This window comes from Methylophaga sp. UBA4204 (genome assembly GCF_002379485.1).
Taxonomy (GTDB): domain Bacteria; phylum Pseudomonadota; class Gammaproteobacteria; order Nitrosococcales; family Methylophagaceae; genus Methylophaga.
In genome coordinates this window covers 25,365-37,159 of the sequence record NZ_DFTU01000011.1, presented here as the reverse complement: position 1 = coordinate 37,159, position 11,795 = coordinate 25,365, and the positions used below count along the sequence as shown (strand labels likewise).

Genomic DNA, 11,795 nt, shown 5'->3' with positions numbered 1-11,795 from the left:
CTGAACAAAATCAGCGAACCGATTACGTGAATGCTTTGGCGTTTCATTTTTCCTCCTTAACAACCTGTTATTTGAAAGTGTGTTCTCAGAGTAACTGAAACCCTACGTAACCCATGTACGCAATTTGACGTATTTAAGCACTAGACCCAGCTGACTAGTATGGCTCTCGAACTTAATGGTTGATGAGCACCGAGGCGAATTCAACAACAACGCTTTAATTCTGGTGAGTTTTTCGGGAGAAGAAAAATGAAAAAAATGAACAAAGTCGCATACCTGGTCGCCTTGGCCACAACCGCTACTCTTGCCCCTGTGGCAACTAGTCATGCTGCTGGCACGATTACCTTTGGTGAAGATCAATATGTCAGTGTTGGATTTGGTATGCGTGGCAGCTATAGCAATCTTGAAGATGCGGCAAATGATGGCGGCAATTCTAATGATTTTGAACTGGACAGTGCCCGTTTGTATGTTTCAGGTTCATTAAATAAATACATCAAAGGTATGTTCAACTCTGAAAAATCAGGTGGTAATGATTCTTTCCAGATTATTGACGCTGCCGGTATTTTCCAATTTACCCCAGATATGGCGATTTGGGCAGGTCGTTTCCTGTCACCAAGCAGCCGCGCCAATATGGCTGGGCCTTACTACACATCAGGTGATGGTTATTGGGCAAACATTACAGCTCGATATGGCTGGAATGGCGGCACTATCGGTCGTGATGATGGTGTGGCTTTAGTTGCCACGGCATTTGACCAACGATTGGCTTATTCATTCGGTGCTTTTGAAGCCGACAAGATTTTTGAATTCAGTGGTGTGGGAGACGTTACCGATAATGCCGATCAAGACGATGACCTGATGTATGCCGGGCGTTTGCAATACAGCTTCTGGGATAAAGAGCCAGGTTATTACGGTACAGGTAACTATCTCGGTACCAAAGATATTTTCACTATAGGTTTGGCAGGCCGTCATAAAGGCGATGGTTCAGCTTCAGCAACTGAAGTTGGTGATTACTCTCAATGGACAGTGGATCTTCTGGTAGAGAAGAAACTTGCCGCGGGTGCGGTATCTCTTGAGGCCGCCTACTTCGACTATGACACGGATGATGTCTTCCTTTCAGAGCAAGGTGAAGCCTATTACGTCAGTACCGGCTATATCTTCAACCAAAGAGTTGGTTGGGGCCAATTTATGCCATTCGTTCGCTACCAAAGTTTTGATTCTGATGCTGGCGAAACCGAGCGTACAGATTTTGGGGTGAACTACTTCATTGATGGCTACAACGCATCCGTTACCGCCGTTTATCGCGACCTGGAAAGACAAGGTTTAGCGGATCAAGATCAATTCGTCGTTTCAATGCAGCTGCAATTTTAATCCAAATATTACCTATCAAAACGTTTCTTCAACGTAGGAGATACCGATGAAAACCTTAGTAAAACTTGATTTAGATAAAAAACCCTGGGAACAGGACGGACAAATACATAATCGTTGGCATCCTGATATTCCGATGATTGCCATGGTGAAACCGGGCGATGAATTCCGTGTGGAATGTATGGATTGGACCGGTGGCCAGATCGGTAACAACGACAGTGCCAATGACATTCGTGATGTGGACTTGTTACAAGTCCACTATCTCAGTGGCCCAATTGGTGTTGAGGGAGCAGAGCCCGGTGACTTGATGGTGGTAGACATTTTAGATGTCGGCACTTTTGAAGATTCACAATGGGGGTTTAATGCCTTCTTCTCCAAAGAAAATGGCGGTGGATTTTTAACCGACCACTTCCCTGAAGCGCGTAAATCCATTTGGGATTTCCACGGTATTTACACCACTTCACGTCATGTGCCGAACGTTAAATTCGCCGGCATTATGCATCCTGGTTTGATTGGTTGTTTGCCATCGAAAGAAATGTTGGCGGAATGGAACAAACGTGAAGCTGAATTGATTTCAACCGAACCAGATCGTGTGCCTCCTCTGGCATTACCACCTAATGAACAGGCTGCTGTGATGGGCCGTTTGAAGGGTGATGAAGCGTCTAAAGCGGCAAAAGAAGGTGCTCGTACCGTACCACCGCGTGAGCATGGCGGTAACTGCGATATCAAGGATTTGACCAAAGGTTCAAAAATCTACTTTCCGGTGTATGTGAAAGATGGCGGTTTATCGATGGGTGACCTTCACTTCTCTCAGGGTGATGGCGAAATCACGTTCTGTGGTGCTATCGAAATGGCCGGCTATATCGATATCAAAGTCAGCCTGATTAAAGATGGCGTGAAGAAATACGGTATTAAAAATCCACTGTTCAAAAACAGTCCTTTAACACCGACTTACAGCGATTTCCTGATGTTTGAAGGGATTTCAGTCGATGAACAAGGTAAACAACATTATCTGGATGTTCATGTTGCCTATCGTCAAGCCTGTCTGAATGCCATCGAATATCTTAAGAAATTCGGTTACACCGGTGAGCAAGCACTATCCATTCTAGGTACCGCCCCAGTTCAAGGTCATATTAGTGGTGTGGTGGATATTCCGAATGCATGTGCCACATTGTGGATCCCAACAGAAATCTTTGATTTCAATATTAACCCTACGGCAGATGGCCCATCGCAATTTGTCACTCAGGGTTTTGATTTAAGTTCGACTTCTTAAGACGGGATATCACGTTATGCCGATATATGACTACCGATGTGAGCATTGTGGCGATTTCACCGCGCTTCGCAAAATGAGCGAAGCCGGTAACTCGGTGGAATGTGTGGAGTGTGGCGAGATGGCGGTGCGGATTATTTCCGCCCCCTATCTCGCCTTGATGGACCGAAACACTCGGGTGGCCAAAGAACGCAATGAAAAGTCTGCCCATGAACCTAAACAAGTGCGACGTTCCAGCTGTGGTTGCTCAGGAACGCACACGTGTAAAACCGATTCCACCGATAAAGCCAAAACGGCAGCACAGGCCAAAAGCAATCCCAACGGCCTGATGATGCAGACAAAGAAAACCGCAAGACCCTGGATGCTCGGACATTGAGCGCCAAGAAAAACCGTTCGGAACAACGCTGTTCACTCTAAATTTGCTAACAGGAGATACACGATGAGTTACTTCAGTCGACGAAAATTTTTAGGTAAAACCGGAGCACTGTTAAGTGCAATGGTGGCTGCTGGATTTATTACCAGTAGTGCAATGGCAGCGGATTATCCGACTGCTGAAGTCAACACAACCGGACTTGCAGTGACAGATGACACTGTAACAGTAGGGATCTTGCATTCATTAACCGGCACCATGGCGATCAGTGAAACCGGTGCCCAGGAAGCGGAAAAGCTGGCTATCAAACAGATCAATGAAAGTGGCGGTATCCTCGGCCGCCAGATTGAGATCATTCAGGAAGATGGCGCCAGTGACTGGCCAACATTTGCTGAGAAATCCAGAAAGTTACTGGTGAATGATAATGTAGCGGCAGTTTTCGGTTGCTGGACATCGGCATCACGTAAAGCGGCTTTGCCAGTTTTTGAGAAAGAAAACGGTTTATTGTATTACCCGACTTTCTATGAAGGACTGGAACAATCCAAAAACGTTATCTACACCGGTCAGGAAGCTACCCAACAGATCCTTGCTGGTCTGGACTGGGTTGCTGAAGAAAAAGGTGCCAAAACGTTCTATCTGATTGGTTCGGACTACATCTGGCCACGTACTTCAATGAAGATCGCTCGTATCCACATCGAAAAAGTACTTGGCGGTAAAGTGGTCGGTGAAGAGTACAAACCTTTAGGTGATACTCAGTTTGGTTCAGTTATCAACAAAATCCGTTTGAAAAAGCCTGACGTTATCTTCGCTGCTGTTGTAGGTGGTAGTAACGTGGCCTGGTTCAAACAGCTGAATGCTGCCGGTATTACAGCAGATAAACAAACGCTGTTGACCCTGTCGGTGACCGAAGATGAAGTGTTGGGTATCGGTGGTGAAAATCTGGAAGGCTTCTACTCTGTTATGAAGTATTTCCAAAGTCAGGACAATCCGAACAACGTTGCATTTGTAAAAGCATTTAAAGAAATGCACGGCGAAGACAGCGTTATCGGTGATGTGACTCAGGCCGCTTACCTTGGCCCATGGTTATGGAAAGCAGCAGTCGAGAAAGCTGGAAGTTTTGATGTGGATAAAGTTGTCGCCGCATCTGAAGAAGGTGATATCGAGCTGACTACAGCGCCTGAAGGTTACGTCAAACTGCATCCTAATCATCATTTATGGAGCAAAACCCGTATCGGTAAATGGAACAAAGACGGTCAGGCAGAAGTGGTTTATACCTCTGATCTGATTGAGCCAAACCCATTCCCAGAAGGTTACCAATAAATCGAAATAGAACGTTCGCAAAAGCAGGCTGGTCGTTGACCAGCCTGCCAAGTGACAGAAGAGCGAAAGGTTGTCCAACCTTTGATTAACGAGTAAATGTTACGGAGTATCCGTTATGGGTGAGTATTCAATACAGGAATTGACTTCAATTCTAGCCATGCAGGGCTTTGCCGGGTTCAGCCTGTTCAGTGTGTTACTGCTGATGGCGCTTGGATTGGCAATTATTTTTGGACAAATGGGCGTAATCAATATGGCCCATGGCGAATTTATGGCGATGGGAGCCTACACAACTTACCTTCTCTCCGTAGTGACGGAAACCTATTTTCCAGCATTCATGGATTACTACTTTTTATTAGCAATATTAGTTTCATTCCTGGTAGCCGGGCTATTTGGCTACATCACAGAATTTGTGCTTATCAGGCATCTTTATAAACGCCCTCTGGACACCTTACTGGCAACTTGGGGACTGAGCCTGATTATGCAACAGTCGTTTCGTTCAATTTTTGGGGCACGTGAAGTCAGTCCAGCCTTACCGGATTGGTTGATGGGGTCTTGGATGCCAACAGAAACGATATTTATTCCAATTAACGGCATGTTTGTATTAGGTCTGACCGCATTGGTCACTCTCGGTGTGTTTTTGCTGATGTATCGCTCCAGCTGGGGGTTGAATGTTCGGGCTACTACACAAAATCGGGTTATGAGTGGTGCCGTCGGTATTAATACCAAACAGGTTGATCGATTGACCTTCGCGCTGGGTTGCGGTATTGCCGGTATCGCCGGTGCAGCATTTACTACCATTGCGTCCACAGGACCGACATCAGGTTCTTTATATATCGTTGATACCTTTATGGTTGTTGTGTTTGGTGGGGCAGCCAGTCTGTTCGGCACCATTGCCTCAGCGTTCACCATTGCTCAGGCGCAATCCATTCTGGAGTTCTTTATCAGCGGATCTATGGCGAAAGTATTTACCTTGCTGGCTTTGGTCATCATTTTGATGATGCGTCCTGAAGGTTTGTTCTCAATCAAAGTTCGTAAATAACCAGCAGGAGATAAATGATGAATTTTGTCTATGAGCGATTTTTAGGTGGTAAGAGTGGGGCGATTGCCATTGGTGTTCTGGCACTGCTGATTTTAGTGGTGTTGCCTCTGGCACTAGACTTGTTCCGGTTAAATCTGGTCGGAAAATATCTGACCTACGCGTTTGCAGCGGTCAGTCTGGTGTTGTTGTGGGGGTATGGCGGTATTCTCAGTTTGGGACAGGGAATATTTTTTGGACTGGGTGGTTATGCGATGGCCATGTTCTTGAAACTCGAAGCCTCTGACCCAGAAAGTACTAGTATTCAGACTACACCAGGCATTCCAGACTTTATGGACTGGAATCAGTTGACCGAGTTACCGTGGTTCTGGATTCCTTTTGAAAGTTTCACCTTTACCTTGATAGCTATCCTTCTGGTGCCGTCGATCTTTGCCTTTATCATCGGTTATTCGATGTTCAAACGTCGGGTTGGTGGGGTTTACTTTGCCATCATCACGCAGGTTATCGCTGTGATTCTAACGGTGTTAATTGTGGGGCAACAAGGGTTTACCGGTGGTATTAATGGTATTACCGATTTGAGAACCCTAAATGGATGGGATATACGTGCCGATTCTTCTAAATATATCCTTTATTTTATCAATGCCATTTTGCTGTTAGGCGTCATTATGGTGAGTAAATTCATTCTCACCAGCAAACTAGGACAACTGCTTCTGGCGATGAAAGACAAGGAAGATCGAGTGCGTTTTTCAGGCTATGACGTCTCGAACTTCAAAATCTTTATATTTTGTGTTTCAGCCGTCATTGCGGCCATCGGTGGAGCGATGTTTACCTTACAGGTAGGCTTTATGTCTCCGTCTTTTGTCGGCATCGTGCCTTCGATTGAAATGGTTATTTTCGCTGCTGTCGGTGGCCGAATGTCCTTGGTGGGTGTGGTCTACGGCACATTGCTAGTGAATTACGGTAAAACGGCGTTTTCTGAAACTTTCCCTGAATTATGGTTATTCCTGATGGGCGGGTTGTTTATCGCAGTGGTGATGTTCTTCCCGAATGGTTTGGCGGGTATTTACAACAAATATGCCCCTAAAGTGAAGTTTCTAAAGCCATTATTTGATAAACCAGTGCAATCAGAAAAGAAATCTGCCACGAAGATTGAATCTGAAGCCACCACCGAGGGAGCTAAATAATGACGACTACAACAGATTTTTTGCTGGCAATTGAAGATCTCACGGTTTCATTTGATGGCTTCAAAGCAGTCGATACGTTAACAATGTATATCGATAAAAACGAATTGCGAGTGGTTATCGGCCCAAACGGAGCGGGTAAAACCACCTTGCTGGATTTGATATGCGGCAAAACCAAATCCAGTTCCGGTTCGATCAATTTTAAAAACAAAGAAATGACCAAGATGGCCGAACATGAAATCGTTCGGGCGGGTATTGGTCGTAAATTTCAAACGCCATCTATCTACGAGAACCTGACGGTGTACCAAAATCTGGAAGTTTCTTATCCAGAAGGACGTGGGGTATTTGGCAGCCTGTTTTTCAAGACCACTGAACAAGTGATTAAACGCGTTAATGAGGTAGCCAAAGAAATCCAGCTGGAAAACTTTCTTGAGACTGAAGCGGCGATTCTCAGTCATGGTCAGAAACAATGGCTGGAGATTGGCATGTTACTGATGCAGGATCCGGAATTATTGATGCTGGATGAGCCAGTCGCCGGGATGAGCGCCAAAGAACGCGATGAAACCGCCGAATTGCTCAACCGGATTTGCCAGAATCGATCCGTGATAGTGATTGAGCATGATATGGAGTTTGTGAAAAAAATCGCCCGTAAAGTCACCGTTCTGCACCAAGGCAAAATCCTTGCTGAGGGGACGATGGACAATGTTCAGGCGGATGAAAAAGTCATTGAAGTCTATCTTGGGCATTGATTTTAAGCTGGGAGATTAACCATGTTTGAAGTAGAAAATTTACAAGTAAGTTACGGCCAGAGCCAGGTTATTCATGACATCAGCTTTAACGTCGCTAAAAATGAAACGCTGGCCATTATGGGACGCAATGGCATGGGTAAAACCACGTTATTCAAATCCCTCATGGGGATCCTGCCCAGTCAATCAGGTAAAGTCAGTATCGAAGGGACTGATGTTGGCAGTATGGAAAGTCACAACCGTGTTGCCAATGGGATTGCTTATGTGCCACAGGGAAGAATGATTTTTCCAACATTAACGGTGCAGGAAAATATCGAAACCGGTCTGCAGGTGTCGAAAATGAAACATATTCCGGATGAGATATTCGCCTTGTTTCCCGTATTACATGATATGCGTCACCGCAAGGGCGGTAACCTTTCAGGTGGTCAGCAACAACAGTTGGCGATTGCCCGTGCTTTGGTGACCAATCCAAAAGTATTACTATTGGATGAACCGACGGAAGGTATTCAGCCTTCAATCATCAAAGATATTGCCAAGGTCTTAAATGAAATTCGTAAAATGCGTGAAATCACCATTATCGTTTCTGAGCAGGTGTTGAGTTTTACGATGGAAGTGGCAGACCGTATTATTGTGATTGAAAAAGGTAAGTTCATTCATGAAGATATGCGAGCCGACGTTGATGCCGACACGATAAAGAAATATTTGACGGTTTAAGACAAATATTATTAGGTTCTGTTGATATTTCAGGTTTACAACAAAGGCAGCTATGAAAGACCAGCAGATCCAGGCAGACAAATATGCTTATCAATGTCCAACATGAAGGAGTGTGTTGGCATGAATGTTCGCTCAGAATTAACACAACAAATTGATAAACCGGTAATTAATCAATTGATGACTGGCTGGGATGCCAGTCTCAAACTGCTGTTCGATAGCCGCTCCAACAAAACCATCCTTGCCCGCCGTCAGCATCATGGGCCGTTGGTGATTCAGAAAATTCTCTATCCTGAAGGCGCTAATCCTGCCCATGGCGTTATTATCCACCCTCCCGGGGGTGTGGCAGGTGGCGATAATTTGCAATTGACGGTGCAAATGCAAACTGAATCATCTGCACTGTTGACCACCCCGGGTGCCACCAAATGGTATAAATCAGCCGGTCGCCAAGCCAGTCAGAAGATTGAGATGACGATTGATGATAATGGCCAATTAGAATGGCTGCCACAGGAAAATATCGTATTTGATGGCGCTGATGTCGCACTTAATACTCAGGTTAATCTTAGTGAAACAGCAGTATTTGCTGGCTGGGAAGTCGTTTGCCTGGGCAGGCAGGCCAGTGGTGAACGTTGGGGTAGCGGGCGTTTTCGTCAAAAGTTATTGATTAAACGTGAAGGCAGGTTAATCTGGAATGAATCTGCATTACTGGATCCCGATAGCAGAGTACTGCGTTCAATGGCCGGATTACGTAATCAAGTGGTTTTTGGCAGTTTTGTGGTGGCCGCTGGCACTACGCCGGCAGAGATCCTGCAAAGCTGTCAGGACATTCAGATTGATTCTTCAGCGGATTATGGCGTTTCAGCACTGCCGGATATATTCACCGCACGTTATATTGGTCCCTGTGCCCAGGAAGCCAAAATATATTTTGAAAAATTATGGCACTGCCTGCGTCCGTGGTATGGCAAGCGATCAGCTATCCGGCCTCGCATTTGGGCTACCTAGACAAAGATAAACAAGGTTGAAAAAGCAATGGAACTGACTCCTAGAGAAAAAGATAAATTACTTATTTTTACTGCGGCACTGGTGGCCGAGCGACGAAAAGACCGAGGCCTGAAACTGAATTACCCTGAAGCTGTTGCCTATATCTCGGCGGCGATTATGGAGGGGGCACGAGATGGCCGAACGGTTGCGGAACTAATGGACTATGGTGCGACTTTACTGACATTGGATGATGTGATGGAGGGTATTGCTGAAATGCTGCCGGAAATTCAGGTCGAAGCCACCTTTCCTGACGGCACCAAACTGGTCACCGTGCATAACCCAATTATCTGAGGACACTGACTATGATTCCCGGAGAAATGCGAGTAAAAGCGGGCGATTTACAGATGAATGTAGGTCGTGAGGTGATCACCATTGATGTTTCCAATAGCGGCGACCGGCCGGTGCAGATTGGATCGCATTATCATTTTTTTGAAGTCAATGATGCTTTGCTGTTTGAACGCGAAAAGGCTTATGGATTTCGCTTGAATATTGCTCCGGGTACAGCTGTCCGCTTTGAGCCCGGCCAGACCCGCACCGTCGAATTGGTTGCGTTGTCCGGTTTGCGTCAGGTTTACGGTTTTGCCGGCAGAGTTATGGGAGCTTTATCATGAGTCTGAAAATTGATCGGCAAGCCTACGCCGAAATGTTTGGTCCGACAGTGGGCGACAAAATCCGGCTGGCCGATACAGAATTATGGATTGAAGTCGAACAGGATCTCACCACCTATGGTGAAGAGGTTAAGTTCGGCGGTGGCAAGGTCATCCGCGATGGCATGGGGCAATCACAGAAAGTCTCAGTTGAAGTTGCTGATACCGTGATTACCAATGCCCTGATAGTCGATGCTGTTACCGGTATTATCAAAGCGGATGTAGGGCTTAAAGATGGGCATATCTGGGCCATTGGCAAAGCCGGAAACCCGGACATTCAACCTGATGTAACCATACCATTGGGTGCCGGTACCGAGGTCATTGCCGGCGAAGGCATGATCCTTACCGCAGGGGGTATCGACAGTCATATTCACTGGATCTGTCCGCAGCAGATTGAAGAAGCCCTTATGTCTGGGATCACCACCATGCTGGGTGGTGGCACTGGACCGGCTACCGGGACCAATGCCACCACCTGTACGCCGGGACCATGGCATATTCACCGGATGCTGGAAGCCGCCGAGGCCTTTCCAATGAATCTGGGTTTTTTCGGCAAAGGCAATGTGTCGCAGCCTGAGCCAGCCAGAGAACAGATCGAAGCTGGCGTTATCGGCCTGAAATTGCACGAAGACTGGGGTACCACCCCTGCTGCTATCGATAATTGTTTATCGGTGGCCGAAGAGATGGATGTTCAGGTAGCCATCCACACCGATACGCTGAATGAATCAGGTTTTGTTGAAACCACGATAGCGGCCTTTAAAGATCGCACCATTCATACCTTTCATACCGAAGGTGCTGGTGGAGGGCATGCGCCGGATATTATCAAAGCTATCTCAGCCGAGAATGTTATTCCGTCGTCCACCAATCCCACACGACCATTTACCATCAATACCATTGATGAACATCTGGATATGTTGATGGTGTGCCATCATCTGGATCCTTCGATTGCTGAAGATGTGGCGTTTGCTGAATCGCGTATCCGCCGGGAAACCATTGCTGCAGAAGATATTCTTCACGATACCGGTGCGTTTGCCATTATGTCTTCTGATTCGCAGGCGATGGGGCGTGTTGGTGAGGTGGTGATTCGCACTTGGCAGACTGCGCATAAAATGAAAGTACAGCGAGGGCCTTTGAAAGAAGATGCCGAGCGTGGTGATGGTGATGCAGATAACTTCCGGGTGAAACGTTACATTGCCAAATACACCATCAATCCGGCGATTACTCATGGGTTTTCCCATAAAGTCGGTTCCATTGAAGCCGGTAAATTTGCTGATTTGGTGTTATGGCGCCCTGCATTTTTTGGCGTGAAACCGTCACTGATATTAAAAGGCGGCATGATTGCCGCAGCAGCGATGGGCGACCCTAATGCATCAATTCCCACACCACAGCCGGTGCATTATCGGCCGATGTTTGGCAGTTTTGGCAAAGCCTTAAAAACCTCTTTAACCTTTGTTTCAGAAGCGGCCTTGGCCAATCCTGCGGTCGCAGCACTGGATTTACAGAAACCGCTGGTGGCAGTAAAAAACTGCCGTAATATCGGTAAAAAAGATATGGTGCTCAACAATGCCACGCCCAAAATTGAGGTGGATCCGGAAACCTATCAGGTGTTGGCAGATGGTGAATTATTAATCTGCGAACCGGCGACTGAACTGCCTATGACGCAGCGTTATTTCCTGTTTTAGCAATTTATAGGCAAGGTTCAAAAATGTTATCGATTTCCACCAAACTGGATCATATTCATAGCGATACGGTCATTGCCGATGTGGTCAGTCTGAGTTTCGATTTACGGCAGAAAAGCCGTATTCGTGTGACCTTGCAATCAGGCACGGAAGCCGCGTTATATATGCAGCGTGGCACGATTTTACGTGGAGGCGATTTTCTGCAGGCGGATAGCGGTGAAATTATTGAAGTAATTGCTGCCGAACAGGCCGTGATGAAAGTAACCGCTACTACTTCAAAGGCTTTAACCCGAGCCGCTTATCATTTGGGGAACCGTCATGTTCCGCTGGAAATTGGTGATGGATGGCTGAAGCTGGAAACGGATTCAGTTCTCAAAGATATGTTGTTGGGGTTAGGGGTGCAGGTTGAAGAATTACAGGCGCCTTTTGAACCAA

13 protein-coding genes are annotated in these 11,795 nt (G+C 46.4%); all 13 read left to right on the top strand.

What is annotated here, in order from left to right; genetic code table 11:
• Positions 1–246: 246 nt before the first annotated feature.
• Positions 247–1,365, top strand: coding sequence for a porin (locus B3182_RS01615; protein WP_292751274.1), 1,119 nt, complete (start codon positions 247–249; stop codon positions 1,363–1,365).
• Positions 1,366–1,411: 46 nt separating this feature from the next.
• Positions 1,412–2,635, top strand: a complete 1,224-nt coding sequence (gene fmdA, locus B3182_RS01610; RefSeq protein ID WP_292354381.1) for a formamidase — start codon at positions 1,412–1,414, stop codon at positions 2,633–2,635.
• Between the two features lie 16 nt (positions 2,636–2,651).
• A complete protein-coding gene (locus B3182_RS01605) occupies positions 2,652–3,008 on the top strand; it encodes an FmdB family zinc ribbon protein (protein WP_292354383.1) in 357 nt (118 codons plus the stop codon).
• A 63-nt stretch (positions 3,009–3,071) separates the two neighbouring features.
• Positions 3,072–4,322 (top strand): urea ABC transporter substrate-binding protein, encoded by a 1,251-nt coding sequence (gene urtA / locus B3182_RS01600; protein WP_292354385.1) that lies wholly within the window; start codon positions 3,072–3,074, stop codon positions 4,320–4,322.
• A gap of 115 nt (positions 4,323–4,437) precedes the next feature.
• On the top strand, positions 4,438–5,361 hold the full coding sequence (gene urtB / locus B3182_RS01595; RefSeq protein WP_292354387.1) for an urea ABC transporter permease subunit UrtB: 924 nt from the start codon (positions 4,438–4,440) through the stop codon (positions 5,359–5,361).
• A 14-nt stretch (positions 5,362–5,375) separates the two neighbouring features.
• Positions 5,376–6,542, top strand: coding sequence for an urea ABC transporter permease subunit UrtC (gene urtC, locus B3182_RS01590; protein WP_292411611.1), 1,167 nt, complete (start codon positions 5,376–5,378; stop codon positions 6,540–6,542).
• Positions 6,542–7,288: an urea ABC transporter ATP-binding protein UrtD gene (gene urtD / locus B3182_RS01585; RefSeq protein WP_292354391.1), complete on the top strand. Its 747-nt coding sequence runs from the start codon at positions 6,542–6,544 to the stop codon at positions 7,286–7,288. Before urtC ends, urtD begins: the two co-directional genes overlap by 1 nt.
• A gap of 21 nt (positions 7,289–7,309) precedes the next feature.
• On the top strand, positions 7,310–7,999 hold the full coding sequence (gene urtE / locus B3182_RS01580) for an urea ABC transporter ATP-binding subunit UrtE (protein ID WP_292354393.1): 690 nt from the start codon (positions 7,310–7,312) through the stop codon (positions 7,997–7,999).
• Positions 8,000–8,119: 120 nt separating this feature from the next.
• Positions 8,120–8,998 (top strand): urease accessory protein UreD, encoded by an 879-nt coding sequence (locus tag B3182_RS01575; protein WP_292354395.1) that lies wholly within the window; start codon positions 8,120–8,122, stop codon positions 8,996–8,998.
• Between the two features lie 27 nt (positions 8,999–9,025).
• Complete coding sequence (ureA, locus tag B3182_RS01570; RefSeq protein WP_292354397.1) at positions 9,026–9,328, top strand: urease subunit gamma; 303 nt, start codon at positions 9,026–9,028, stop codon at positions 9,326–9,328.
• 11 nt (positions 9,329–9,339) lie between these two features.
• Positions 9,340–9,648, top strand: a complete 309-nt coding sequence (locus B3182_RS01565; protein WP_292354399.1) for an urease subunit beta — start codon at positions 9,340–9,342, stop codon at positions 9,646–9,648.
• Positions 9,645–11,363 carry an urease subunit alpha gene (ureC, locus tag B3182_RS01560; protein ID WP_292354401.1) on the top strand — a complete coding sequence of 573 codons (1,719 nt, stop codon included), beginning with the start codon at positions 9,645–9,647 and terminating at the stop codon, positions 11,361–11,363. Before B3182_RS01565 ends, ureC begins: the two co-directional genes overlap by 4 nt.
• A gap of 23 nt (positions 11,364–11,386) precedes the next feature.
• Positions 11,387–11,795 (top strand): urease accessory protein UreE (gene ureE / locus B3182_RS01555; protein WP_292751270.1); only part of this gene is annotated, 409 nt, incomplete at its 3' end.